Below are 23,941 nucleotides of genomic sequence, written 5' to 3' on the forward strand. Positions count from 1 at the left end.
TCCATACATTGAAACCACTCCACAGCAAACCCAAGCGCACGTGTATGCTGGAAGTTCTACGTGATCGTCTCGTCGAGGAGATATCGGCGATTCTACGCGAGTGGGGCTGTGCGTCGGCAGTGTCGCCGGTGCCCGTGGAGATCAATGAATACGGCGATGCCGAGAAGGGGCTGCTCGCCTCGCCGGTTGCGTTTCAGCTCGCCGGCGAACGCAATCAGCCGCCGGCAGAGATCGCAGCCGAACTGGCAGAAACACTGTCTAGCAGGCTCGATGGTGGCTGGATCGACCGAATCGAATCGACGGGTCCCTATCTCAACGTCTACGTCGACGATGATCACGTTGCGACTGAAACGATGGCTCGAATTCTCGATGCGGGAACGTCGTATGGCGTCGTCGATGACCGCAACTGGTCGGCCGTGTTCGAATTTTCCTCGCCGAATGTGGCCAAGCCGATGCACATTGGCCATCTCAGAAATACCGTTCTCGGCGACGTGCTCGCGAACGTCCTCGACGCGCAGGGCTATGAGCTGATTCGTGACAACCACATCGGCGACTGGGGAGTGCAGTTCGGCCACATGCTGTATGAGTACGAACAGGCCGACGACACCGAGCGCTTCGAAACCGAACCGATCACGTATCTTCTCGATCTCTACCAGCGCTATGGCACGCAGGAAGCCGAACTGGCTGACGCTGGCGATGAAGACGCACTCGAAGCGCTGCGTGACACTGGCCGGTCGTACTTTGCGCGCCTCGAAGATGGTGATCCAACGCTCCGAGAGCGCTGGGAGGCATTTTCTGCCGCGAGTCTCGATCGATTTAAGGAAACGTACGACCGGCTGGGCGTCGAGTTCGACACCTGGCACGGCGAAAGCTACTACGTCATCGAGAGCTGGACGAGTCAGATCAGATCCGAAGCGCTCGCTCGATCGATTGCCGTCGAAACTGATGATGGCGCACAGATTATCCCGGTGTTTGACGACGAACTCGACGGCGTAGAATCACCAGAGACTGCCGATGTGCGAACCGACCCGATCGACGAGCTTCCCGACGATGACGATAGCTACGGCTCGCTCGTCCTCGAAAAGCGCGATGGAACGACGACGTATGGAACGCGAGATCTCGCCACAATAGCCTATCGCGTCGCAGAAGGCTTCGACGAGCTGATCTACGTGGTTGCAGAAGAACAGCGCGAGTATTTCCAGCAGGTGTTCGCCGCCGCTCGGAAGCTTGGCTTCACCGACGTGACGTTCACGCACGTTGAGTACGGAATGGTCGATCTCCCCGAGGGAAGCATGTCAACCCGTGCTGGGCGGATGATATCTGCGGTTGCTGTGCTTGATCGCGTCCACGAGGAGGCGCTGTCTGTGGTCCAGGAGAACTATCCGGAGCTCTCAGAAGACGAGGCGTCCCAGATCGCCGAGGGTGTCACGCTCGGCACCGTCACCTTCGAGAACGTCGACAAACGCCGCACGAAAAACAGCACCTTCGACATCGAGCAGGCAACGTCACTTGAGGGCGACACTGGCCCGTACGTGCAGTACGCCGCAACCCGCGGCGTGAACATTCTCGATCGTGTTGAACAGTCGGTTCCTGATCCAGCGTCGGTTGCCGATGAGGCGTTCAACGAGTACGATTATCAGCTTGCCGTCGAGCTTGCTCGCTATCCGCTCGTCCTCGAACAGAGCCGCGAACGGTACGATCCGTCGCCGCTCGTCCAGTATCTCCTCGATCTCGCCAGGACGTTCAACAAGTTCTACCACGAAAACCGCGTCATCGACGACGAAACCGTCCGCGAACGGCGGCTCGCGCTGGTCGCAGCGTCCGTCACCGCCTTTGAGGCTGGCTTCGAGCTCGCCAACGTGCCGATGCTCGATCGGATGTAATCGGACGCGTTGCTCATAAGATCCCATAGAAGAAGCCGAACACCGCAACAGCTGATGGAATGACGAGCGCGAGCGAATGCCCCAGACGAATTGCTCGGGCTCGACTGAGAATCACCGCCCACACCAACACGCTCACGCCGAACAGTACGTTCGTACCGACTCCAACCAGCATGAACAGTGGAGACGCCCGAAACGCTGTGACACCTGCCGGAAGGTTCGCAACCGTGGCGGCGGTCCCACCGGGATTGACGACCCCGACAACGACCGTCACGACCGTGAGCACCACGCCGGCCACACACAACGGAAGATAGCCCCACCCGAGCAACACGAGCAGCTGTTCGAACGAACCATCACGGTCAAACAGCGCCGAAAACGCCTGAAGAACCCCCGCGAAAACGAACCAGCTACCGACCGTTCGGATCGTCCATTCGACCACCACACCATACAGCCCGCTGGTCAGCACGAACCAACCATCCGAGAGAACGAACGCAAGCAACACCAGCTGTGAGAGGACCGTGCTCACGATCGTTCCGACCACGACGGCGACCGATCCGCGTGTCGATGGTTCTCTGAGCTGGTGGCTGAGGAACGTGTCGGCAGCGTCGTACACTAACCGCACGTGATGTATCATCTATCCGCACAGTAAGGGGCAGCCAAAAAGAGTGTTGTGGGTGATCAATCGACCTGTCTGCGGAGATCGAAGCCGACGAAGAGACTTACCAGCACAACTGCTGCTGCCACCGAGGGCTGGTGGCTGACGACCATCGGCGTGGACACTGTGTACACGCCAAGGGCGAGTAAGACGACCGTAACGAACATCAGTCCGATTACGTAGGTGGTTGTTTGGAGGGCCATGAGCTATATATTATGCACTGGATCAATATTAAATTAACTATAATATATTATAATTTACTTTATTTTCGCTCGAGTGTTATTAGATCGATGCAAGCGATCTGATGGGTGCTGAAAGTCTACAGGACCGTTCGAAGCCACGCTCGGTCCGTCTGAGAATCGATCCGTCGTTTGTGCCTGCAACAAGTGCGTTTTCGGTCGCTTCGAAGGCGAGAACGAACTCGGTGGGTTCGCCGGGATACGCTACCTGCTCGAACGTGTCGCCACCATCTGTCGATTCGAACAGTGCACCGTCAGTTCCTCGAGGACCACCCCAGCTCCCTGGCGGATTGCGGGTAGCGCCAGCAATCAGTCGGTCGTCAGTTTCGTACGATTCGCGGAAATAGGAGTGTTCGAATCCGTCGTCGATACGATCGTATTCGGTGCCGCCGCTGGTTGTCCGATAGAGTCCACCGCCGGTGGCAACGATGAATCGGTCGGGATCAGTCAGCAACACGTGGTGAACGTCATTGCTATACGTGCTGTCGAACGCGTCGAGTCGTCGTTCTGTGATGGTTTCTCCTCCGTCGTCGCTCAGATGGACGCCGCCAACCTCGATGCCGACGACCAGTCGATCCGGTCGATCCGGGTGTGTACAGAGCGATCTGACGTGCGATACGTTGCGGTGGCGTGGCGTGTGCCAGTCATCTCGTGAGGGAAGGTTCTGGAGCGCAGTCAGTTCCCGCCACGGTGGGGATTCGCCACCTGGCGTGAACGATTCCGTGACATACAGGTGCGACGGATGGGTGCCGGCGTAGAGGCGATCACCGTTTGGTCCTGCCACAACGCTGTATACCTCCGTCTGTGGCACGCCGAGATCGGTCCAGGTCGTTCCATCCATCGTGTGATAGAGTCCATCCTTCGTCGCTGCAAACGCACCCGGAACAGCCGAGAACGTCCGCACTCGCATCGTTCGCCCACGTTCGAGTACACTGTCGCTCGGAACTGACCCAGCGCTTTCAGTCGGTTCCGCAATTCGGTAGACGCCGTCGTCCGTGCCTGCCAGGAGCATACCAAACGCTATGGGATGAACCGGGTTATTCGTTTCCTGAAGGAATTTATAGAATAAAAGTTGATATTTCTGCCGTCAGTCGTGTCGGAACGCTCGCTGGCCGGTGAACACCATCGCCATGTCGAGTTCGTTGGCCGCTTCGATGACGGTATCGTCGTTTTTCGACCCGCCGGGCTGGATAACGGCCTCAATTCCGTGTTCGGCGGCCGCTTCGACGCCATCGGGGAACGGGAAGAAGGCGTCGGAGGCCATCACCGCTCCATCCGGTGATTTCCCCTCTGCGTGTTCGGTGGCCTTCATTCCCGCCAGTCGGACGGCATCCACGCGCGACACCTGCCCCATGCCGATCCCAACGGTTTCGGTGCCATCGGCGAAGATGATCGCGTTTGATTTGACGTGTTTGATCACCGACCAGGCGAACAGCATCGATTCGAGCTGTTCGTCGGTTGGCTGGCGGTCGGTAACGACCTCGAGATCGTCGATCGTGAGCAACTGTTCGTCGCGTTCCTGGACGAGTCGGCCACCGACGATCTGCTTTTCGGTGAATTGTTCGGTCCGCTCAAGCTTCTCTCCCACGTCGAGCACGCGGAGATTCGATTTCGTTTCGAGGATTTCGAGCGCTGGCTCCGTATAGCCCGGGGCGACGACGACTTCTTTGAACGAGTCAATGATCTGTTCGGCAGTGGCCTCGTTGCACTCGCGGTTGAGCGCCACGATCCCGCCGAACGCGCTCATTGGGTCGGTCGAAAGCGCTTTCTCATACGCTTTTGTGAGCGTTTCCGCGCTCGCACAGCCCGCCGGATTCGTGTGCTTGATCACCGCCGCCGCGGGCTCGTCGAACTCCTTGATCAGGTTCAACGCTCCATCAGCGTCGTTGTAGTTGTTGTACGAGAGCGCTTTGGCTCCCTCGTTAAGCTGCTCTGCACCCACCACACTCGCCTCACCGCACGATCGATCCGCGTAGAGGGCCGCCTCCTGGTGCGGGTTTTCCCCATAGCGCAGCGACGCCACTCGATCGCCGGTCGTGTACCGACGAGTCGGTAGCGCTCCATCGTCGTCGCCGGTAACGGTGACGGCGTCGCCATCAAATGACACTCGACCCTCGGCGATAGCCTCAACGGCACGCGGATACGCGACGAACTCGCCGTCGTAGAGCACCCGGTCTTTCAGGTCAGCGGCGGTGTCGTCCTCGTACACCGGTACTGGCTCCTGTGCGACGATCGGACCCTCATCGACCGCTTCGGTCACCACGTGGACCGTACACCCGGTTGTTCTGACGCCGGCGTCCAGCGCATCTCCCCAGGCGTCCATCCCCTTGAACGAGGGCAGCAACGACGGATGGACGTTCAGCGTCAGCGGAGCCGCCTCAAGAAACGTCTCCGTCAGTACACGCATGTAGCCATCCAGACAGACGAGATCCACATCGTACGACGAGAGCCGATCGAGAATGCGCCGTTCGTGCGATTCGCGCGATTCGTCCGCGTCTCGCTCGACGACCTCAGTCGGAATGTCACGTTCGCTGGCAGCTGAGAGCACTGGTGCCGACGCGTCGTTCGTGAAAATCACCGAGAACTCCGCTCCGCCAGGCGATCGATCCGCAATGTTGCGTAGATTCCGGCCGCGATTACTGGCCATCCCCGCGATCTGTACCATATCTACGTGAGACGGACCCGCTCCCAAATGAATGTCGATTCATCCGCAGAGACGTGTATCAGTCTCCCACGAAACGCTTATACTTATGCATGTTTGTGTATATTTCCACCCTCTCCCGTGGGGATGGCTTCGATACGCTTTTTCGGTGGCTCCTCCGAGCACCGGTATGAGTAGTCCGTTGGCAGCCATCTCACCGCTTGACGGCCGATACGCCGATCGGACGGCGGTGCTGGCACCGTATGCGAGCGAAATGGGATTAATGAGAGCACGTGTTCACGTCGAGGTAGAGTATCTGATCGCGCTTGCTGATTGCTCCGCGATACCGCTCGAAATTCCCCCGGAAGATCGCTCCGCACTGAGAGCGCTCTATGAGGAGTTCGAAGAGGCGGACGGGGCCACGATCAAGCAGATCGAAACGGAGGGGTATGGCGAGTTTCCAGCCACCAATCACGACGTGAAGGCAGTCGAGTATTTCATTCGTGGTGCAATGAGCGAGTACGGTCCGTGGATTCATTTTGGGCTCACAAGCGAGGATGTGAACAATCTGGCCCACCGGCTTTTGCTCACCGGCGCGCGCGAACACGTGATCCTGCCAGATCTGCGCTCGATTCGTGATCAGCTGACTGAACTTGCCCACGAGCACGCCGATCTGGCGATGCTCGCACGGACCCACGGCCAGCCGGCGACGCCAACGACGTTCGGCAAGGAGATGGCGGTGTACGCTGCCCGTCTTGGGCGTGCGATCGGTGCGATTCAATCGGTATCGCTGTCGGGTAAACTCGCCGGAGCCAGTGGCACGTACGCTGCACACACGGTGGCCTATCCCGAGGTAGACTGGCCTGCCTTTGCCGAATCGTTCGTCGAATCGCTCGGTTTCGAGCACATTGGACTGACAACGCAGGTGAATCCGTGTGACGATGTAGCGGCGCTGTTCGACGCACTCAGACGGGCAAATCAGGTGCTCATCGATCTCGATCGGGACTGCTGGCGCTACATTAGCGATCGATATCTCGGCCAGCGCGCCGAAAGCACCGAGACCGGCTCGTCAACGATGCCACATAAGGTTAATCCGATCGACTTCGAGAACAGCGAGGGGAATCTCTCGAAAGCAAACGCGGATCTCACATTTTTGGCGGAGTACATCACCACGTCCAGACTCCAGCGCGATCTCTCCGATTCGACCGTCAAACGGAACAACGGAGCCGCGCTCGCCCACTGTCACATCGGCTACACCAAACTCCAGACGGGACTCGAGAAAATCGTTCCCAACGAGCAGGTGATGGCCACTGAGCTGGCAGACACCCCAGAGATCATCGGCGAGGCCGTCCAGACGATTCTTCGCCGTGAGGGCCACGAAGATGCGTACGAACGCGTGAAAGATCTCACGCGAGGCCAGAACGTGACAATTGAGGATTTCCACGCGCTGTTCGGCGATCTGGACGTTTCCGCGTCAGTTCGTGAGGAACTCCAGTCACTCACTCCTGGGGGCTACACCGGCATTGGAGAGACCCTGGCTCGTGAATCCGGCTCACCCGAGGAATGAGCCAATCGCGCGTTCGAGTATCTCCGTTGCCCGAACGATGGTGTCCCGTTCGATGTACTCCCGGTCTGCGTGTGCAACCGGGCCCTCGTCGTCGACGAGGACGCCCGGACCGAAGACGACTGTCGGCTCGTCTGCGAAGTAGGCCGCCTCCGTGGCCGCACCGAACGGCCGTGGCTCGCCGGCCCCTGCATTCTGTAGCGTTTCGACGAGTGTCTCATCGTGTGCGGTCGCAAAGGCCTCGAGAAACGGGCTTTCGCGGTCGGTGAGCGCAAACGAAGCGTCGACACCCGTCGTTTGCAGGTGCTCGTTCAGTGCGCGCTCGAATTCGTGTGCGCTCTCTGGAGGGACGCTCCGTCGGTCGATGGCGATCGTACACTCCGCTGGGAGCTGATTGACCGCGTCGCCGCCTTCGATCACCGTTGGGGTCAGTGTTGGCTCGCCAAGCGTCGAATGTGTCCCTGGTCCGTACTCCGAGTCGAACGTTTTCAGCGCCTCAAGAACGGGGGGAACACCCACAATCGCGTTCGTTCCGGCGGCCGGATTGGCCGCGTGTGCGTTCGTTCCGTTGATGGTGATCGTCCCTTCGAACCGACCGCGGGCACCGGTACAAACGTCGAGGCCGGTCGGCTCGCCAACGATGTAGCCGTCAGCATCGAACGCGAGCGCATCTGCTCCGAGCGAGCCGGTCTCCTCGTCGGGTGTCACGGCGAGCGTGAGCCGGCCGCGTTCGACGGAGACACCGTAGAATGCGCCCAGCAACGCCGCAAGCGGTCCCTTTGCGTCACACGCTCCCCGACCGTAGACGGTCGAGCCAACCCGTTCGTAGGCCACCGGTGGACTCACGGTGTCGAGATGCGTGTTCAACACCAGATGCGGGCCGTCGGCCGTGGCTCTGCGGGTGACAATCGTGTTCCCGCGCGCATCAACCACTGGCTCGAATCCGAGCCCGTCGAGCGAATCGACGAGTAGCGATCGCATCTCGGAGACCGATTCGTGTGATGGCGTTTTGACAGCCGCCGTGTGGAACTCAAGGGGATCGAACGCCATCAGCCGATGACTCCAGGCTCGGCCACGGGAAGTTCAGTGCTGTAGGACCGCTTTGCCGGTCCCCGCATGATTGCACCATCGCCGCGCCAGTCGATCGTCACGGTGCCGCCGGGAAGTGACACCGCTGCGGGATTAGAGCCGTCGATTAGCCCGAGTTTTCGGGCGACTGCGACCACTGCAACGGCACCCGTCCCACAGGAAGCCGTCTCACCCTCGACGCCGCGTTCGTACGTCCGCTGATCGAACGCGGGCGGCTCCGACCTTCTGAGCGAACCGAGCGTCAGATTCGCTCCCTCGGGAAAGACGGACGCGTTCCGAACGATTGGACCAACGGCTTCGAGATCGATCGCATCGACGGCCTCAACCATTGCAACCGCGTGGGGAACGCCGGTGTTGACAGCCGTCACCGACAGGTCGTCGATCTGGCTGTCGATCAACGGCGAGGTTCCTTCGAGTGGAACGATATCGGGATCAAACGAAGGGACACCCATCTCGACATGGACGGTGTCGTCTTCGATACGCGCGTGTCGGGTTCCGGCAAGCGTATCAATCATCAGTTCGGTCGCACCGGTGCGGCTTCCCGCCCAGTGGGCCGCACACCTGACACCGTTGCCACACATCGGTGCCACGGAACCATCCGGCTGAACGAGGGTCATGATCACTCGCGGTGGGGAGTACTGCTCTTCGAGCGCGAGAAACAAGACGCCGTCTGCGCCCCGCTTTCCGGTCTCTCCTGTGGGTGGTTCGATGCCATCGGTTCGATCACAGTATCGTCGTGCGAATGCTCGTCGGTCGGGAACGGATCGCTCTGGGCCGACAACGATGAAGTCGTTGCCAGTGCCGTGGTATTTCTCTACGTGAATCATCGGTTCGTGGTTGCTATGGAGTGTTCGAGTCTGGTGCAGTCCGCGACAGTTTCCCGGCGGACGAGTGTGGTGCCCTCGATCGAAACGACGGCCGGTCGGGGTCGTGAGTTGTACTGGCTCGCCATCTCATAGCCGTACGCGCCAGCGTTGCCGACGGCGATCGTCTCGTTGCACTCGGGCTTCGGAAGCGTTCGATCCCGACCCAGCACATCGGCTGTCTCACAGATCGGTCCTGCCACGAGACAGTTGATCGACGGGCGCGATTCGTCGCTCGCGTTCAACAGGCGGAGTTCGTGGTGGGCGTCGTACAGCGCCGGCCGCGCGAGCGTCGTCATGCCGGCATCCACCCCGACAACGGTCGTGTCTGGTGTCCGTTTGACCGTGGTTACGTCGGTGAGTAACACGCCAGCATCAGCGAGCAGATAGCGACCCGGTTCGATCGCAAGCTGTGCGTCGCAATCACCGAACGCGTCTCGGGTTGTCTCTGCGACAGCGTCGAGATCGAGCGGTGGCTCCGATGGTCGGTAGGGAACACCAAACCCTCCACCGACGGAGACGAACGAAAGCCCACCGATCTCGCCGGCGAGCGAGGCGAGTCCCTCGACGAGCGCGCGGTGGGCCTCGAGGCCGTCGCCACTGATTCCGCTGCCGGCGTGCGCGTGGAGTCCAGCGAGCGCAAGCGTTGGCTCACGGTCACGGATTCGTGCACAGAGCGCCGGGACGCGATCGAACGGAACGCCAAACTGTGGTGCGTCGCCGGTGCGGACCTTCTCGTGGTGGCCCGCTCCGACACCGGGATTCACCCTGACGCACACCGATCCCGCAAAGCCTCGATCGAGCAGCCGATCGAGCGTGTCAACCGCTCCGAACGTCACGGTGAACTCCTGATCGGCGGCCAGTGAGGCGATCTGATCGAGGTCAGCCGCTGGCGGATTGACTGCTGTGTACCGAATACGATCGCCAGGGAAGCCGGCTTCGAGTGCTCTTTGTGTCTCACCAGCCGACGCACACTCGGCGTCGAGCCCGCTCGCGTGGATCGTTTCGAGCACCGCACGCGTGCTGTTCGCTTTCACGGCGTAGCTGCAGTGTGCGTCCGGAAATGCCGATTGCAGTCGGCTCCCGTTCTCTCGAACGCGCTCGAGATCGAGCACGTACAGTGGTGTTCCGTGGCGGTCTGCGAGCGCCAGCAGTCGCTCGGCCGGCCAGTCTGACAGCCGTCGAATCGGTGGTCCGTGGCTCATGGATGGCTACGATCGTAACAGCGCCTCGCGCTCCGTGCCAGAGAGCGTCGTCGCCTCGATGTCGGTCGCCACGACGGCTGGCTTAAACGCTCCCCCATCGAACAGGTCGTGTTCACCAACGCTGGATTCGACAAAGCGGGTGAATGCACGGCGTTCTGGTGGGAGGTGTCCGTAGTAAATCTCCTCGTCGACGAGATCGTACACCGGAATTCTGGGTGTCAACAGCGTGTTCTCGCCGATCACACAGCCCTCGCCGACGACGAACCCGGATGTGATTCGACAGCCGGCACCGACGGCAACGTCGTTCTCGACGATCACGGGTGCGCTCTCGACCGGCTCTAACACGCCACCGATCAGCGTGTTCGCCCCGAGCTTCACGTTGGCACCTATCTGTGCGCATGAACCAACCGTGTCACAGGAGTCGATAAGCGTTCCATCGCCAACGTGTGCGCCGACGTTGACGAATGCGGGACTCATCAGAATTGCGTCGCTTCCAATCGCCGCGCCTCGGCGGATCACGGTACCATCAGGCGTGTTTCGCGTGCCACGTGCGGGGAGGTCGTCGGTTGATCTGAGTCCGAGCACGTCGTGATAGTCGACGGCGCTCGAATGCTGCACGTCGATAGCCCGACAGACGAAGTTCAGCAAAATTCCGCGTTTTACCCATTCGTTGGCCACCCATTCGCCATCGCGCTTGTGCGCCGCTCGGACGGAGCCGTCTTCGAGCGCGTCGAGAAACGCATCGAGCGTGGACAGCTCCTCGCGTCCGGCTCTCTCGGCCGAGAGTGATTCGGTTTCGTGTCGATTCCACAGGGATTCAATGTCAGATTCGAGTGTACTCATTGCTCAGCTACTACCTCTGAAAACGCATACCGACCAGCCGGTCGATCGGCCAGCCAGCGCGCGCTATCGAGAGCGCCCGCTGCGAACACGCGGCGGCTTTCTGCACGGTGCGTGATTGTCAGCGCCTCGTCGTTTCCAGCGAGCAGTATCTCATGCTCGCCGTGGATCGATCCCGCCCGACGGACATGGACGCCGATGTTACCGTCGGATCGCGGCTGGTGTCCCTCCCGTCCGAACACTCGATCATCGAGTTCGCGCTCTGCTTCGATCGTTTCGAGCAGGCTCTTTGCCGTCCCGCTCGGGGCGTCGCGCTTGCGGTTGTGGTGGGTTTCGGTCAGCTCGATGTCGTACGATTCGAGGAGACCGACTGCCTCACGGACGAGGGTTTCTAACGCGTGGACACCACGCGCGAAGTTGCTCGCTTTCAACAGCGGAATCTGTTCACTGGCCCGGTCGAACCGTTCGCTCGCCTCGACCGCAAAGCCAGTCGTGCCGATGACGAGCGGTGTTTTGGTTGCCACACAGGCGTCGATCACTTCGTGTGTCCGCTCTGGGACCGATACGTCGATCACTGCGGCGGGGGTGCGCTCTTCGAGGTGGCGCTCCAGCTCGGCGGGCTCAATCGACCCGTCAAGAGAACGCGAGCAGGCAATCGTTTCGATATCGCGCTCGGCGGCCGCGTCTCTGATGGCGGTTCCTAGCTTGCCACTTGCCCCGGTGACGACGATCGTCATTGGCTGATCTCCTGGGGCTGTTCGAGTGATTCGAGCGCCGATTCGAGTGCCGGTCGGTGTTCGTCGGAGAGCGTCGACAGCGGTGATCGAACGCGTTCGGGGGCGTATCCACAGTACGCCATTGCGGCCACGACCGGGATTGGATTCGTCTCAACGAACAGTAACCGAAACAGCTCGCCGAGCTCGTGATGGAGCGTTCGCGCCGTGTCAAAATCACCGTCGAGTGCGGCGTGAACCATCGCTGTCAGTCGCTCTGGAACAACGTTTGCCCCTACGCTGATACAGCCGCTCGCACCGATCGAACAGAGCGGAACCGTCATGGCGTCATCACCCGAGAGCACCGCGAAGTTCTCGGCTCTCGTGTACTCGATGATTTCGGAGATTCGGTTGGTATCCCCGCTGGCTGCCTTATAGCCCACTACGTTTTCGTGACTTGCCAGCGAGCGGACGGTTTCGATCGCCATCGATCGACCCGTTCTGCTGGGAACGTTGTAGACGATCTGTGGGAGATCAACGCCATCGGCGATCGTTCGGAAGTGTTCTTCCATGCCAGCCGGCTCCGGATTGTTGTAGTAGGGCGAAATCAACAGCAAGCCATCTGCGCCGGCGTCAGCCGCACGCCCGGCGAGATCGAGTGCTTCGTGTGTAGCGTTCGATCCTGCGCCGGCGATAACGGGCACGTCCGTTGCTGCTTCGACGACAGTTTCGATCACGGCCACGTGTTCGTCGTGGGTGAGCGTGGCACTCTCGCCGGTCGTTCCGACCGGAACGAGGCCATCGACGCCGGCGGATTCGAGCCGTCGAACGTCGTTGGCGAGCTGTTGATGGTCGATATCGAGCGATTCGGTAAATGGCGTCGTGAGAGCTGGAAAGACGCCGGTGTATGGTGTGTGTGACATTCGTTCGGTTGGTGGCTGCTGTGACGGTCGCAGTACAGTTCAATCGGTCAAAAAATAGCCCGCGACGGGGTCCCAACCCGCCACAGACCCATCTCAGGGTCGTTTAGTTTTTGTCCGCCGCACCAGCCGCTCACACCCGCCTGCAACCCTGGATGTGATGGCGTCCATACTACACGTTCGGTCCCCGCCGGTATTATCGATTGCGTCACCCCCCAAAAGCTGCCACTACCCGTGTCGCGTGTCATAGCCGGTGATAGTCACCGATTCAGAGCCAAATACCAAGGACTAACCACCTCGCCAAGGGAGTCTGAATATGGCGCCATACCATTCGGGCCAGCGCGTTGCCGTCCTTGCAGACGCGCAGAATCTCTATCACAGTGCTCATAGTCTCTTCTCGCGGAACGTTGACTACGCTGCCGTGCTTGAACGTGCCGTGAACGACCGCGAACTCGTCAGAGCAATTGCCTACGTGATTCGTGCGCATTCGCCGGACGAAGAGCGGTTTTTCGAAGCGCTCGACGATATTGGCTTCGAGACCAAGATCAAGGATCTCAAGACGTTCGAAGACGGCACGAAAAAGGCTGACTGGGACGTTGGGTTGAGTCTCGATTCGATCACGCTCGCCTCACACGTCGATTCGATCGTGTTGTGTACCGGCGACGGGGATTTCACCCGTCTTTGCTGGCATCTCCGCCACGAGGGCGTTCGCGTCGAAGTGATGAGCTTCGAGCCCTCAACGGCCGAAGATCTCATCGATGCTGCCGATTCGTTCGTCAATCTCGGTGAGGAGGAGTTTCTGTTGTAAGCGCTGCGTTGTCTTGCAGATTCGTGGTCCTTCGTTTACGGTTCGGTTTCGTCGGCTGACGCCCCATCGATCCACTGGTCTGCCCACTCGGCAAGTTCATCAAAGACTGGCTTGAGGGCCTGACCCTTCTCAGAGAGGCTGTAGTAGACGGCGATCGGGGCGGCCTGTTCACTGCGTCGGTCGACGTATCCGTTTTCACGGAGCGAGTCGAGCGCGTTCGAGAGGGTCCGTGAACGTGCGTTCGTTGCTCGCTTCAACTCGTTAAATCGCATCTCCTCGTCCATCAATGCGTGGAGGATGTTGAGTCGCCAGATCTCTCCGATCTCATTGAACGAGCGAACCGACGGACACGCACTCTCGTTGCGTGCTTGAATCTCCAATTCGCGGTCGTTTCTCGCCATTAACACAACCAGGTTGTTTCCAAAAATAGATAAGGGCAGTGGAAATTCAAATAAATACGGATTAAACTGTGGGGTGTGAGGTGATACCACTGTTGGAGAAGGCGAACTACAGGTTTCTGCAACGATATTTTGGACTATTCCTATATGCTATTCATGGTATCTGTTCGATCTCTGGTGAAATATTATCGAATAAAATAATCCGTTTGTGGATTGGACGAGTGTTCTGTTATCCGGGGTTTCTCTCGTTTGTGCTGTCCTGCGGACGGTCCGTTTCTCGGAACGACTAGTGGTGCTCGTCAAAGCCGGTTGTCCCGGGGAGAGAGTTGCGCTGGTGAGGTGATCGAAACGGAGGGACGCCACCGAGGGGGATGAGTCCGGACGGGTTTCGGTCGGTGTGGCTTCGGTAGTAGTGTTCTTTGATGTGGTCCATATTCACCGTGCGAGCGACGCCCTGGAGCTGATAGAGGTCCCTGGTAAAGCCCCAGAGATGTTCGTATTCGACGAGTCGTTTGCGGGTGCATTTGAAATGCGTGTAGTAGACGGGATCGAATCGCACGAGTGTGGTGAACAGCCGCAGATCGGCCAGGGTGAGCCCCTCGCCGACGAGAAACCGGCGTTCGGAGAGCCGGGAGTCGTACTCCTCAAGCGCGTTGAACAGCTCGTGGACGGCACCGTCGTATTCACTCTGGCTGTCGGCAAAGCCAACTCGATAGACCGCGGTGTTGACCGATTTGTACAGTTCATCGATCGTGGCATCGATCCGTTCGCGCTGTTCGGCCGGATACAGTTCATTCCCACCGAATTGGGCGTATTCGACTGCGAGCTGTCGCATGATCTCGATCGATTCGTTGTTGACGATCGTTTCGGATTCAGTGTCCCACAGCACGGGGACGGTAACGTTCCCGGTGTAGGTCGGATCGGCCCTGGTGTAGATGTCGCGGAGATACGAGCCAGAGTGGATTGCGTTTTCGTTCGGGGTGGCGATTTCCTGGCTATCGCGGGTACAGCCCGGTTTTTCGGGTGTGAACGCCCAGCCATCGGATTGGCGGTGGGGATCCACGATGTCCATGGAGATCTCGTCTTCGAGGCCGAGCAGTGATCGAACGAGCATCACCCCGTGTGCCCACGGGCAGGCTCGTGATGCGTACAGGTGATAGCGATTTGATTCGGTCGGGAATTCAGTACTCCCGAGCGTGTTTCTGAACGTCGTTGGCGTTCGTGTTCGGTTGGGGTTCTCGGTCAGTTCGGTTTCGGTCATCCAGTTGCCGTTGATGAGTTGTCCCATTGGAGTGTGGTGAATTTTCGGCGTGGTTACAGGCCGATGCCGAGCGCGTACGGCCAGTCTGTACTCGCGAGGCTCGCCAGGAGCAGCGCTCCACCAGCCAGTCCCACGTTTTTCAGGAAGCTTATCTGTTCGGTCTGTCGGTCCATCCCATCGGCGTTCCAGAAGTCGTGCATGATCGGGGTGATGATTGTCAGGAATCCACCGATGATGAGCCCACCAACGAGTGGATACGCTCCAACCAGTATCGACATCGCCCCAATCACCACCAGTCCACTGCTGAGTGGGACGGAGATAGAGGGGAACGGCGCGCCCTTGCTCTGTGCGTAGCCAACTGTTCCCTCAAGGTCGAGTAGATTACCAAGCGCCAGATAGCCCAGCACCGCGGCGAAGAGCACCCGCCCTACGAGAAACAGCACGTCCGTGAGTTCGGCTGCGAGGGTCATTGTCTGACCTCTGTTTTTGTCGCGATTGGTTGTCGAATCGGTTTTGTTGTGTGCAGTGCGTTCATCACAGTCTGTTCTTCTGTGTGTCTATAGTTATAATTCAGGCAACATATATGATATCAGGTATGGCGGGGGACAGCAGGTGTAGTGGCCTACACCACAACCTTTTTTGAGGGAGGGGTGAGCAAAGCTCACCCCTCCCGGAAAAAACGTTGATGAAAAAAGGTCGCGAGCGAAGCTCGCGGTGGGTGTTGCTGGTCATATACGGTCTGGAAAAATTCCGTGTGGTGGGAAGTCGTCGTGTGCTGGAGAGACGAGCAGTCCGAGGGGTACAGGCAGCCACTCCTGTGCGATATCAGTATGCAGGATACTCATGAATCGACTCTCCCGAGGTTATAGTTCTAGGGAACTGCGACTGATACAATCGTCTTTATCGGCGATCATATCGATGTGTTTCAATCCCGTGCTGGGTTTCTGGGGTACTGCGACCAGATATGAAACCGGCTAATCGATTTGGAGAAGGTGTTTCAATCCCGCATTGGGTTTCCAGGGTACTGCGACCTCAGCGACTGGCTTGCGGAGCAAGAGGAGCAGTGTTTCAATCCCGCTTTGGGTTTCTAGGGTATTGCAACCCATGAATATTCGCAGTGCTCACGAGCGGCCTGATGGTTTCAATCCCGCTTTTGGGTTTCTAGGGTATTGCAACTGACGGAGTGGAAAGCCCCGTGCAGATGCCTGACGGTTTCAATCCCGCTTTGGGTTTCTAGGGTATTGCAACGTCTCCAACGGTCGCGCAGATCCACAACGCGGCGATGGTTTCAATCCCGCTTTGGGTTTCTAGGGTATTGCAACAGGGGGTGATTGTTGGAGTATAGGCCCTATAATCGTTTCTGCACCGGCGAGAATCAGGACCGTCTTCGTGGACCCCCCCTGTACACTGATTTTATAAAGGTCCACGAAGGTCACGCCGTCGTTCCACCGAACCCACATCCAGACTCCGAATTCACGTCTGCTCTCACTGTCCGATGTACGTCAATGTTCCGCTGGAACAGGTAAATCCAGCCGGCGTTCACCCCGGTGCAGAGTACTACAGCCACAATTCCGTGTACACAACGCACCTGCGTCGAGTCGCTCCGTTATCCCATTTGTTACCTCCGTAGACGCCGTCACTGGCGTAAGATACTGACAGGACATGCTCACTGAGCGTTCGAAGCTGAATCGAAGCTCACCACTGCGTCGATATCACGTTGCTCGCAGTGGTGGATGATCGACGCGTCGGGTCGTCGTATCATCGAAACGTTTCCAGCACTGCATAGATATCAGCTGGCTCAACGACGAGGACCTCGAACCCCTCCGGGAGCGAATCCTCATCGAACTGCCGGCGAGCAATGGTGTCTGCTGCGTGGGATGTTCGTCCGCGCCCGCGTGAGGGTATGACGATCTCGTCGCGAAACCGGTTCGAGTGTACTTCTTCGTTTAAGTGGTTCTGGCGATAAGGTAGAGATATAGACGGAGTTTCTGGGACTCTTACTCGACTGATTACTGGCCTGTCGAGGAGTCGTCTTCGAGCACTGTTTCTGGAGCGACGCCACCGTGATCGAGAAGTTCTCCATCGAAGGTTACCAGTGTCGCGTCCACATCGTCCGCTAAGGCAAGCAAGATACAGTCCATGGCATAGAGTAAATTGTCTCGTTGTAATTCGTAGGCAGTGATGTGATCGCTTATCTCGGGGGCATAGATATCGACTCGGTTGTAGATATCCGATAACACTTCCTCAACACGCTCTTGTTCAATGTGATTTTTCTTTGTCAGCACAGATCGAAGCTCCATGAGGTTGATAATCGATGTACAGAAGTCGTGATCCTCGTTAAGCAATCGTGTTGCAATTTCTCCTCGTGACGGTTCGTCAGTTAGACTGGCAACAAAGATATTAGTATCAACAAAAAGTTTCATTCTGGATTCCGTTCGTCGCGCACTGCCTCCACTGAATCAATGTCAACATCCGCAAATTGGCCCGAAAGCACGTCTCCCAGTTGTCGCCCGTCACTCTCATTCGCATGCTTATCGTCCCAGCTCGGCGCTCTTGCGTAACTTCCCATTAGTGGCAGTTACAGAGCGACCTGTAAATCAGTTTCTCCGCTCTAGCGTTCTCTATAGCGGATCCTGTAGCCGATGAACAGATGCCCTCTGATCTGCGTTCCCGACGTAGTAAGATCAAACAGCTGTCCACCAGCCACTTGCTCGTAGGGCATTGAATCAGCTGCTTCGAGCAGTTCAGGCATCTGTCTCAGTCTGTCCGGCAGAACACATACGTGAGGCCAGCCGTCGGTGCTCGTCGTTGATCAGTGTGGTTCGTCACGTGTATCGACATCCTCACGGTCGGAAAGGGATACTATCGCTGACTCGATGGATCTACTCACATCCAAATGGCTCTCTCCGCTGGATCCGCACATTCGAGCCACCACCTTCGACCCTATGGTAACGCAGGTATCCTTTCAACACCTATTTCAGCATACTGTCTGGAGTGCTATCTCGAATAGTTGCAGCCATCTCCAATTGTTTCAATCCCGTGTTGGGTTTCTAGGGTGCTGCGACATTCGTAACAGCCGAGCTTGCCTGTGGGACGGGGAAGTTTCAATCCCGCATTGGGTTTCTAGGGTCCTGTGACCCTCCCAGTCCCCGATATCGTCAGCGGTGACTTTGGGTTTCAATCCCGCATTGGGTTTCTAGGGTCCTGTGACGAGGCTGTCATCTACGGCGAGGAGGCCGCTAACGACAGTTTCAATCCCGCATTGGGTTTCTAGGGTCCTGTGACGATTCCTGCGCGGCGATCGAATTCGCGAGGCGTCATGTTTCAATCCCGCATTGGGTTTCTAGGGTCCTGTGACAGGGGGTGATTATTGGAGTATTGGCCCTATAATCGTTTCTCCACCGGCGAGAGTGAGGGTCGTCTTCGTGGACCCCCCCTGTACACAGACTTTATAAAGGTCCACGAAGGCTACGCCGTCGTTCCACCGAACTCACATCCAGACGCCGAGTTCACGTCTGCTCTCATTGCCCGACATACGTCAATGTACCGCTGGTACCGGTAAACCCAATAAACCTGTACTTCAACGTTTTTCCGCTCGGGTTCGCTCCGCTCACCACTCGCCCCTGGCGAGACGGTCGCTCTCGCTGGTCGCGCTGGGTGAGACTCGCGGTGCTCGTCTCACTTGCTCACACTCACTCCGTTCGCGTGAACTGTGACTCGCCTGCTCTCACTCGCTGCACTCCCACCTTTTTTGATTTCGGGTGCACTACGTGCACCACTCAATCAAAAAATCTGGACCAAAAAAGACCGCTCGCTCCGCTCGCGGTGAGTGATCCTGGCCACTCGTGGAATCAAAAATTCCGATGTTGTTGTTAGTCGTCCTGTCAGATCTCGACCTTGTCCCGTTCGTTCGATGCGCGATACGATTCGAGCTCAGAAACTCGTTCGCGTAACTGCTCGGCTGTCTTGACTACGGTGCCGCCTCGGTGACGAACGCCAAGATGATACGACTTTCAGCTCGGTGACGCAAGCGACTCATCGCTGATAGATTGATGTCGAGCGTCTCTGCCAGATCGGTGAGCGTGCAATCTCGGGGAGTATTGTAGAAGCCGTGCTCGACCGCTGCTGTAACGAATTCCCATTGGCGTTCCGTGAGCAACTCGCTCGATTCATGCGATTGAGATAATGACATAATTTCGTACGGAATGTCAGCAGCGTCTAACTCGTCCGTGTACTCCGCCAACCGATCTTGTGAGGACGTTATCTCCTTAGAAAACCATCCATCCTGGAGGTGAGCAGGATATCGGAGGGGAATTCCCGCAGCACGGAGCGCCGTATACGTCTCCGAGACAGAGACCATGAACTGGATTAGTACCATCTGGTCATCGGTATGAATCACCTCATACGATCGCACCTCGGGTGCGTCCTCGAAATGACGAACGAGAGTGTCCCTGTCCGGCGTTGTTACTTCGACGATTTCGAATAAGCGCTCGTCCATGGGCAGGGTCGCCAGCACTTTGAATTCAGCGTCCGGGAATTTAGTTGAGGTGTCGGCCAACCAGTCTTCCACCGGCGCACCGTTGATCCGTACCTGTATGCGAGGCATAGCTATCGTTGACTGTTGTGTCACTTAAAGGCAGAAAGTAATTCACGCGTGAACTCACGGTAACTTCTCGTCTACTCTCTAAACATGGTTGTGCAGAATCCGCACCATGAGATCCGCACCGACGTCCGCGAGCATCGGTCTCCAAAGTACGATATCGCCCCACTGTTCGTGAATCGCTGGTCGCCGCGATCGATGACAGGCGATCCCGTGGACGAAGCCGAGTTCATGCCGCTATTCGAGGCGGCTAGGTGGGCTCCGTCATCGTACAACAACCAGCCCTGGCGGTTCCTCTATGCAACCAGAGACAGTGATCACTGGGAGGACTATTTCAACCTTCTCTCGGAGGAAAACAGGAGATGGGCTAAGCGGGCGGGTGTGCTTGTCGTGATCGTCTCGAAAACAACGTTCGACTACAACGGTGACCCTTCGCAAACGCATTCGTTTGACACTGGTGCCGCGTGGGAAAACATGGCGCTCGAAGGAGCAAGACGGGGGTTGGTCGTCCATGGGATCGGTGGCTTTGATTATGAGCAGGCAGCAGTAGTCCTCTCACTTCCAGCGGACTACGCTATCGAAGCGATGGCTGCAATCGGTGTACGAGGATCGCCGGAGACACTCCCACCTGAGATGCAAGCGCGCGAAGCGCCAAGCGACCGAAAGCCCCTGACAGACATTGTTATCGACGGAGCGTTTGATGGCTGTGACAATGGAGGTGAGGAGACGCGATGATTCGACCTGACACGGTATCCCGCCGTTCGTGGGCGGTCCCGCTCGCTTCCCTTCTCGGAGCGAGTGCTTTCCTTGGTATTTCAACTAATCTCGCCAAACTCGCCGCCGGGGCCGGTCTCGATCCCTTGGCCTTTCTCGCGTGGTCGGTCGTCGGGGCCACGGTCGTCCTCACTGGTGTCGGCGTTGTTCGTCACCGACTTCCCCCACTCAACGCCCGCACCATAGAGTACTTCGTGGTCGCAGGTCTCATCGGGTTCGCTGCGCCCAACCTTCTCTCCTTTGCCGCCGTCCCCCACGTTGGGGCCGGCTTCGTCGCGCTCTCGATTGCCTTCCCGCCGCTGTTGACATACCTCGGCGCGCTCCTCCTCGGTATGGAGCGGTTTCGTGTTCGTCGAGCAGTTGGTGTCGTGCTCGCACTGGGTGGTGCTGTCCTGCTCAGCGTCCTCAAGCTCTCTGAGCCGGACGTAGACGCGTTCTGGGTCGCTGTGACGCTCACCGCCCCCATTTTCCTTGCTGGTGGCAACATCTATCGGACAGCCCGCTGGCCGGAGGGAGTCGGCCCCGATGAGCTTGCTCCCGGTATGCTTGCCGCCTCTGGAGTCATGCTCCTCCTTGTCGGCGCGATCGTGGAGACCTTCTCGGGGAGTGGGGGAATGGCCGGATTCTCCCTCACCGTCTCAATGGATCACCTCGTGACTCCCCTCCTGATTCTCGCCCAAACGGCGGTGTTCTCCGTCCTATATCTCCTGTACTTTGTTCTCCAGAAGACCGGAGGTCCAGTCTATCTCAGCCTACTCGGCTCGGTCGGCGCCATTGTCGGCGTCCCCATTGCCGTCCTTTTGCTTGGGGAGGCCCCACCACAAGGGCTTGCCGTCGGTGGTGTCCTGATTGCGGTCGGCGTTGGCCTCCTCACACTTGGCGACCCCAGGGGAGATAGAGAGTCAACAGCTGCCCCAACAAACGGCTGATTCCACTTCTCGCTCCGCTTTCGATGGATAATATTTGACCTTTCTGATTTGAAAAATTCCACTGAGGAGGTTAGTCGCAGTGCGTTGGAGAGACTAGCAACTGGAGGATCATGGGAGTTCCTCGGTTGATCGTGCTTCACAGAACGGAACGACAGCCTCTAGCAAACAGCTCGCAGCCGAGATAGCCTCGTCCTGCGTCTGCGCCCGTGCCGGATCCTCCGGACGATCGGGAGAAGACGCCAACAACGTCACCGTCCAACCTTTTTTCGACTCGGGTTCGCTCCGCTTACCACCCATCAGGCAAAAAACGTTGATGAAAAAAGGCCGCTCGCTGCGCTCGCGGTGGGTGACTCTAGCCACACGCGGTTTCGAAAAATTCCTCCATAGAGGTTATTCGCAGTTCGTTGGAGAAACCAACAACTGGAGGATCGCTGGAAGTTCCTCGGTCGATCGAGCCTCACAGAGCGGAACGACAGCCTCTAGCAAACAGCTCGCGGCAGACACTGCTTCGTCCTGCGTCTGTGCTCGCGCCGGATCCTCCGGACGATCGGGAGAAAACGCCAACAGCGTTATGTCACCGCTCCGTTGTTCGTGCGCCCGCAACCGAGCATCATTATCGAACCAGGCGGTGTAGATCGTCTCACCCTGCGATCGAAACCGAGTAATCCGATCCAGGGACGGAAGCTCATCCGGACCACTGCCCGAGCGCTCGCTCAGATCAGCGATCGCCAGCACCTCCTCAACTTGACGGCTGTGCGTACATTCCGTTGACTGACAGGGCCGACACCAGCAGTTCTCAGCGATATCCACCACGTGGTGCAGCTCAGCAGAGGAAAGCTCTTCACGATCCTCAATTCCTTCGAGCGTGCTGATCTGTCCGTCCGTCGTTCGGAAACTGAACTGTGGGAGGCTCACGAGCCAACCCTCCACGACGGGCACCCGGTCGCGTGCGCCCGCGGCCGAGCCACCGGCTGACCACAGCGAGCGCACTGTGTGGCAGTCATTGACGATACGACAGGATTACAGTACCGCAGCGTTATTCCCTTCATGGGTTTTCCATTCCAGGGAACCCCAGCGTCGGGTGTCCTAGCACCCGGCGCGCCTTTCGATGACGCACACCTTACACGGGGCTGGCGTCCCCTACTCTCTGTGCCTTCCGCTTCCGTTATAAACTTTCGTATGTGTTAGATTTCCATAGAATTATGTGATTGCTCAGAACCGTCACTGTCGTTGCTGCGTTGAACCGGGAGATACACCCTGTAGCCGCCGTACGACCGACTAAACTCGGTGACCGCATCGACATGGTTTTCACCAATATCTGCCGATTGATTCAGAAAATTGACTGGTCTTCTGAAATTCACTCACCGGCGGTGATTGGGTCAGATCACTATCAACATGTTCATCATATATCCAATTGAATGGAATGCTGTGGATACACGTGACTATTATTCGAACTGGTGGTATGGTATCTCCATCCCGATTTTCAAAGCGATAGGCTGGTTGGTTGTAATTCCATTTTTGGAACAGCAGACCCTTCAGACCCTTCCGCTTTCCGGGATTGCAATTCTCTCTGGTGGATTCTTGATTATTACGTCTGTCTTTCTTACACCAGCGTTCGTCTGTTGTTTGTGGCTTGACGCTCGGAAACTCAGTCGCAGTGATGCGCCCTGGTCACCGAATCACTGGCTGTGGGGTTCGATGGGGGGGATAGCAATCCTTGTTGGCTTTCTTTTCTCGTATCTCTGGCCGGAGGTTTTCATTTCCCTCACCTATCTGTTTCGACGATATCGCCGTATCGGGTTGTTTGGAGACACCGCTGTTACACTAGAGCAACAAGTAGGGTAGTTAGCTGTTCTCGTCCGGTGTTTCGTCGGCTGGAACAACGGAAATCCCGGCCTCTTCAAACGCTGTGATAGCGTTCTCTAACTGTTTGTCGCCTCCGAGCCGTTGATGAGATAGTGGGACTGGTCGTGCCCCCGTTTTTTTGCCGTCCTCGACAATAATACGGAGCATTGGGAATAGCCGCGACCCCCCAGTGTACTCGACGTGACTGACGGTTGAACGTTGGATCTCTGAAGCTGACGCTATATCATTTCTGAGCTTCTGTACAATAATGGCGATCGGTGGGCCTACGATGGAAAAGATAAGGACAAATTTTGAAAGGGTTTGAAAGTATGGAGATGGATCGAATACAAAGATAAGAACTGTCATCAGATATCCTCCGATAAAGAAGGCACCAATAAGCTTGCTTTGTTCAAAAAGACGCTTAAACGACGTAAATGGACTGAGATCGATCTGTATGGTCTCATCTGTAATCGTTACTGTACCAGCAGCGACCTTGGTGGATTTCATGGAATCACTACTACTCAATAACATATCAGGTAGTTCATGGCGAAAACGACTTCGAAGGACTTCGTACTCCGATTTTTCTGTTCCGAGTTTGCCTGCTTGCTGTACTCGCTGTGGCGATTGATCAACTATCTCGTACAGGTGTTCTTTACGGACACCTACGGCGATGATCGTGGGTGACGATGAACGATGTGCTCACGTCGATGAAAAAGC

At 57.6% G+C, this 23,941-nt stretch carries 25 protein-coding genes and 1 CRISPR repeat array; of the genes, 6 read left to right on the plus strand and 19 right to left on the minus strand.

Annotated elements, in window-relative coordinates; all coding sequences use genetic code 11:
• The first annotated feature begins 44 nt into the window (after window positions 1-44).
• Window positions 45-1,883 (plus strand): arginine--tRNA ligase, encoded by a 1,839-nt coding sequence (gene argS / locus JXQ78_RS13125; protein WP_330631217.1) that lies wholly within the window; start codon window positions 45-47, stop codon window positions 1,881-1,883.
• A 13-nt stretch (window positions 1,884-1,896) separates the two neighbouring features.
• Here argS and JXQ78_RS13130 read toward each other — a convergent pair whose 3' ends face one another.
• From JXQ78_RS13130 to purH, 4 genes are all read right to left on the minus strand, one after another.
• Window positions 1,897-2,514 (minus strand): YIP1 family protein, encoded by a 618-nt coding sequence (locus JXQ78_RS13130; RefSeq protein ID WP_330631218.1) that lies wholly within the window; start codon window positions 2,512-2,514, stop codon window positions 1,897-1,899.
• Between the two features lie 44 nt (window positions 2,515-2,558).
• Window positions 2,559-2,738 carry a hypothetical protein gene (locus JXQ78_RS13135; RefSeq protein ID WP_330631219.1) on the minus strand — a complete coding sequence of 60 codons (180 nt, stop codon included), beginning with the start codon at window positions 2,736-2,738 and terminating at the stop codon, window positions 2,559-2,561.
• Window positions 2,739-2,817: 79 nt separating this feature from the next.
• Window positions 2,818-3,786 (minus strand): WD40/YVTN/BNR-like repeat-containing protein, encoded by a 969-nt coding sequence (locus JXQ78_RS13140; protein ID WP_330631220.1) that lies wholly within the window; start codon window positions 3,784-3,786, stop codon window positions 2,818-2,820.
• 75 nt (window positions 3,787-3,861) lie between these two features.
• Window positions 3,862-5,439: a bifunctional phosphoribosylaminoimidazolecarboxamide formyltransferase/IMP cyclohydrolase gene (purH, locus tag JXQ78_RS13145; RefSeq protein WP_330631221.1), complete on the minus strand. Its 1,578-nt coding sequence runs from the start codon at window positions 5,437-5,439 to the stop codon at window positions 3,862-3,864.
• A gap of 166 nt (window positions 5,440-5,605) precedes the next feature.
• Between purH and purB the strand changes: the two genes are divergently transcribed.
• Window positions 5,606-6,982, plus strand: coding sequence for an adenylosuccinate lyase (gene purB, locus JXQ78_RS13150; RefSeq protein WP_330631222.1), 1,377 nt, complete (start codon window positions 5,606-5,608; stop codon window positions 6,980-6,982).
• On the opposite strand, the gene JXQ78_RS13155 is transcribed toward purB, so the two are convergent.
• The 6 genes from JXQ78_RS13155 to dapA are packed head-to-tail and all read right to left on the minus strand — an operon-like array spanning window position 6,968 to window position 12,612.
• A complete protein-coding gene (locus tag JXQ78_RS13155; RefSeq protein WP_330631223.1) occupies window positions 6,968-8,029 on the minus strand; it encodes a M20 family metallopeptidase in 1,062 nt (353 codons plus the stop codon). The genes purB and JXQ78_RS13155 overlap by 15 nt on opposite strands.
• On the minus strand, window positions 8,029-8,895 hold the full coding sequence (gene dapF / locus JXQ78_RS13160; protein ID WP_330631224.1) for a diaminopimelate epimerase: 867 nt from the start codon (window positions 8,893-8,895) through the stop codon (window positions 8,029-8,031). The genes JXQ78_RS13155 and dapF overlap by 1 nt, the downstream gene beginning before the upstream one ends.
• Window positions 8,892-10,136 (minus strand): diaminopimelate decarboxylase, encoded by a 1,245-nt coding sequence (gene lysA / locus JXQ78_RS13165; RefSeq protein ID WP_330631225.1) that lies wholly within the window; start codon window positions 10,134-10,136, stop codon window positions 8,892-8,894. The genes dapF and lysA overlap by 4 nt, the downstream gene beginning before the upstream one ends.
• Before the next feature lie 6 nt (window positions 10,137-10,142).
• Window positions 10,143-10,979, minus strand: coding sequence for a 2,3,4,5-tetrahydropyridine-2,6-dicarboxylate N-succinyltransferase (locus JXQ78_RS13170; protein WP_330631226.1), 837 nt, complete (start codon window positions 10,977-10,979; stop codon window positions 10,143-10,145).
• Entirely contained in the window at window positions 10,976-11,713 is a 738-nt protein-coding gene (gene dapB, locus JXQ78_RS13175) for a 4-hydroxy-tetrahydrodipicolinate reductase (RefSeq protein WP_330631227.1), read from the minus strand. The genes JXQ78_RS13170 and dapB overlap by 4 nt, the downstream gene beginning before the upstream one ends.
• The gene (gene dapA, locus JXQ78_RS13180; protein WP_330631228.1) at window positions 11,710-12,612 is read right to left on the minus strand and encodes a 4-hydroxy-tetrahydrodipicolinate synthase; all 903 of its coding nucleotides are present in this window, start codon (window positions 12,610-12,612) and stop codon (window positions 11,710-11,712) included. Before dapA ends, dapB begins: the two co-directional genes overlap by 4 nt.
• A 313-nt stretch (window positions 12,613-12,925) precedes the next feature.
• On the opposite strand from dapA, the gene JXQ78_RS13185 reads away from it, so the two are divergent.
• Window positions 12,926-13,417 carry a LabA-like NYN domain-containing protein gene (locus JXQ78_RS13185; protein WP_330631229.1) on the plus strand — a complete coding sequence of 164 codons (492 nt, stop codon included), beginning with the start codon at window positions 12,926-12,928 and terminating at the stop codon, window positions 13,415-13,417.
• 35 nt (window positions 13,418-13,452) lie between these two features.
• Here the strand turns inward: JXQ78_RS13185 and JXQ78_RS13190 are convergent, their stop codons facing one another.
• From JXQ78_RS13190 to JXQ78_RS13215, 6 genes are all read right to left on the minus strand, one after another.
• Window positions 13,453-13,818, minus strand: coding sequence for a winged helix-turn-helix transcriptional regulator (locus JXQ78_RS13190; RefSeq protein WP_330631230.1), 366 nt, complete (start codon window positions 13,816-13,818; stop codon window positions 13,453-13,455).
• A 283-nt stretch (window positions 13,819-14,101) separates the two neighbouring features.
• Window positions 14,102-15,103, minus strand: a complete 1,002-nt coding sequence (locus JXQ78_RS13195; RefSeq protein WP_330631231.1) for a glutathione S-transferase family protein — start codon at window positions 15,101-15,103, stop codon at window positions 14,102-14,104.
• Between the two features lie 26 nt (window positions 15,104-15,129).
• Entirely contained in the window at window positions 15,130-15,546 is a 417-nt protein-coding gene (locus JXQ78_RS13200; RefSeq protein ID WP_330631232.1) for a DoxX family protein, read from the minus strand.
• Between the two features lie 1,539 nt (window positions 15,547-17,085).
• Complete coding sequence (locus tag JXQ78_RS13205; RefSeq protein ID WP_330631233.1) at window positions 17,086-17,499, minus strand: type II toxin-antitoxin system VapC family toxin; 414 nt, start codon at window positions 17,497-17,499, stop codon at window positions 17,086-17,088.
• A complete protein-coding gene (locus JXQ78_RS13210) occupies window positions 17,496-17,645 on the minus strand; it encodes a hypothetical protein (protein WP_330631234.1) in 150 nt (49 codons plus the stop codon). Before JXQ78_RS13210 ends, JXQ78_RS13205 begins: the two co-directional genes overlap by 4 nt.
• Before the next feature lie 459 nt (window positions 17,646-18,104).
• A CRISPR array of direct repeats spans window positions 18,105-18,434; the repeat unit is 37 nt; unit sequence GTTTCAATCCCGCATTGGGTTTCTAGGGTCCTGTGAC.
• Between the two features lie 612 nt (window positions 18,435-19,046).
• Window positions 19,047-19,682, minus strand: a complete 636-nt coding sequence (locus JXQ78_RS13215) for a helix-turn-helix domain-containing protein (protein WP_330631235.1) — start codon at window positions 19,680-19,682, stop codon at window positions 19,047-19,049.
• An 84-nt stretch (window positions 19,683-19,766) separates the two neighbouring features.
• On the opposite strand from JXQ78_RS13215, the gene JXQ78_RS13220 reads away from it, so the two are divergent.
• Both JXQ78_RS13220 and JXQ78_RS13225 read left to right on the plus strand, forming a co-directional pair.
• Entirely contained in the window at window positions 19,767-20,411 is a 645-nt protein-coding gene (locus JXQ78_RS13220; RefSeq protein WP_330631236.1) for a nitroreductase family protein, read from the plus strand.
• On the plus strand, window positions 20,408-21,379 hold the full coding sequence (locus tag JXQ78_RS13225) for a DMT family transporter (RefSeq protein WP_330631237.1): 972 nt from the start codon (window positions 20,408-20,410) through the stop codon (window positions 21,377-21,379). Before JXQ78_RS13220 ends, JXQ78_RS13225 begins: the two co-directional genes overlap by 4 nt.
• A 108-nt stretch (window positions 21,380-21,487) precedes the next feature.
• On the opposite strand, the gene JXQ78_RS13230 is transcribed toward JXQ78_RS13225, so the two are convergent.
• From JXQ78_RS13230 to JXQ78_RS13240, 3 genes are all read right to left on the minus strand, one after another.
• Window positions 21,488-21,676: a hypothetical protein gene (locus JXQ78_RS13230; protein WP_330631238.1), complete on the minus strand. Its 189-nt coding sequence runs from the start codon at window positions 21,674-21,676 to the stop codon at window positions 21,488-21,490.
• 93 nt (window positions 21,677-21,769) lie between these two features.
• Window positions 21,770-22,369, minus strand: a complete 600-nt coding sequence (locus JXQ78_RS13235; protein ID WP_330631239.1) for a hypothetical protein — start codon at window positions 22,367-22,369, stop codon at window positions 21,770-21,772.
• An 855-nt stretch (window positions 22,370-23,224) separates the two neighbouring features.
• Window positions 23,225-23,731 carry a hypothetical protein gene (locus tag JXQ78_RS13240; RefSeq protein WP_330631240.1) on the minus strand — a complete coding sequence of 169 codons (507 nt, stop codon included), beginning with the start codon at window positions 23,729-23,731 and terminating at the stop codon, window positions 23,225-23,227.
• A gap of 36 nt (window positions 23,732-23,767) precedes the next feature.
• Between JXQ78_RS13240 and JXQ78_RS13245 the strand changes: the two genes are divergently transcribed.
• Window positions 23,768-23,908: a hypothetical protein gene (locus JXQ78_RS13245; protein WP_330631241.1), complete on the plus strand. Its 141-nt coding sequence runs from the start codon at window positions 23,768-23,770 to the stop codon at window positions 23,906-23,908.
• The last annotated feature ends 33 nt before the right edge of the window (window positions 23,909-23,941 follow it).

The sequence above is a fragment of the Halocatena halophila genome (assembly GCA_027563145.1).
Classification (GTDB): Archaea; Halobacteriota; Halobacteria; order Halobacteriales; family Haloarculaceae; genus Halocatena; species Halocatena halophila.

What these genes read in the sequence shown, in the direction of transcription:
- JXQ78_RS13155 (WP_330631223.1), bottom strand. Translation starts at nt 8,029, where the DNA reads ATGGCGTTCGATCCCCTTGAGTTCCACACGGCGGCTGTCAAAACGCCA.
- purH (WP_330631221.1), bottom strand. Translation starts at nt 5,439, where the DNA reads ATGGTACAGATCGCGGGGATGGCCAGTAATCGCGGCCGGAATCTACGC.
- purB (WP_330631222.1), top strand. Translation starts at nt 5,606, where the DNA reads ATGAGTAGTCCGTTGGCAGCCATCTCACCGCTTGACGGCCGATACGCC.
- dapA (WP_330631228.1), bottom strand. Translation starts at nt 12,612, where the DNA reads ATGTCACACACACCATACACCGGCGTCTTTCCAGCTCTCACGACGCCA.
- JXQ78_RS13170 (WP_330631226.1), bottom strand. Translation starts at nt 10,979, where the DNA reads ATGAGTACACTCGAATCTGACATTGAATCCCTGTGGAATCGACACGAA.
- JXQ78_RS13140 (WP_330631220.1), bottom strand. Translation starts at nt 3,786, where the DNA reads ATGCTCCTGGCAGGCACGGACGACGGCGTCTACCGAATTGCGGAACCG.
- JXQ78_RS13190 (WP_330631230.1), bottom strand. Translation starts at nt 13,818, where the DNA reads ATGGCGAGAAACGACCGCGAATTGGAGATTCAAGCACGCAACGAGAGT.
- JXQ78_RS13240 (WP_330631240.1), bottom strand. Translation starts at nt 23,731, where the DNA reads ATGAAATCCACCAAGGTCGCTGCTGGTACAGTAACGATTACAGATGAG.
- JXQ78_RS13205 (WP_330631233.1), bottom strand. Translation starts at nt 17,499, where the DNA reads ATGAAACTTTTTGTTGATACTAATATCTTTGTTGCCAGTCTAACTGAC.
- JXQ78_RS13210 (WP_330631234.1), bottom strand. Translation starts at nt 17,645, where the DNA reads ATGGGAAGTTACGCAAGAGCGCCGAGCTGGGACGATAAGCATGCGAAT.
- lysA (WP_330631225.1), bottom strand. Translation starts at nt 10,136, where the DNA reads ATGAGCCACGGACCACCGATTCGACGGCTGTCAGACTGGCCGGCCGAG.
- JXQ78_RS13225 (WP_330631237.1), top strand. Translation starts at nt 20,408, where the DNA reads ATGATTCGACCTGACACGGTATCCCGCCGTTCGTGGGCGGTCCCGCTC.
- JXQ78_RS13220 (WP_330631236.1), top strand. Translation starts at nt 19,767, where the DNA reads ATGGTTGTGCAGAATCCGCACCATGAGATCCGCACCGACGTCCGCGAG.
- argS (WP_330631217.1), top strand. Translation starts at nt 45, where the DNA reads ATGCTGGAAGTTCTACGTGATCGTCTCGTCGAGGAGATATCGGCGATT.
- JXQ78_RS13195 (WP_330631231.1), bottom strand. Translation starts at nt 15,103, where the DNA reads ATGGGACAACTCATCAACGGCAACTGGATGACCGAAACCGAACTGACC.
- JXQ78_RS13215 (WP_330631235.1), bottom strand. Translation starts at nt 19,682, where the DNA reads ATGCCTCGCATACAGGTACGGATCAACGGTGCGCCGGTGGAAGACTGG.
- JXQ78_RS13245 (WP_330631241.1), top strand. Translation starts at nt 23,768, where the DNA reads ATGGCGAAAACGACTTCGAAGGACTTCGTACTCCGATTTTTCTGTTCC.
- dapB (WP_330631227.1), bottom strand. Translation starts at nt 11,713, where the DNA reads ATGACGATCGTCGTCACCGGGGCAAGTGGCAAGCTAGGAACCGCCATC.
- JXQ78_RS13130 (WP_330631218.1), bottom strand. Translation starts at nt 2,514, where the DNA reads ATGATACATCACGTGCGGTTAGTGTACGACGCTGCCGACACGTTCCTC.
- dapF (WP_330631224.1), bottom strand. Translation starts at nt 8,895, where the DNA reads ATGATTCACGTAGAGAAATACCACGGCACTGGCAACGACTTCATCGTT.
- JXQ78_RS13185 (WP_330631229.1), top strand. Translation starts at nt 12,926, where the DNA reads ATGGCGCCATACCATTCGGGCCAGCGCGTTGCCGTCCTTGCAGACGCG.
- JXQ78_RS13200 (WP_330631232.1), bottom strand. Translation starts at nt 15,546, where the DNA reads ATGACCCTCGCAGCCGAACTCACGGACGTGCTGTTTCTCGTAGGGCGG.
- JXQ78_RS13230 (WP_330631238.1), bottom strand. Translation starts at nt 21,676, where the DNA reads ATGGGTGGTAAGCGGAGCGAACCCGAGTCGAAAAAAGGTTGGACGGTG.
- JXQ78_RS13135 (WP_330631219.1), bottom strand. Translation starts at nt 2,738, where the DNA reads ATGGCCCTCCAAACAACCACCTACGTAATCGGACTGATGTTCGTTACG.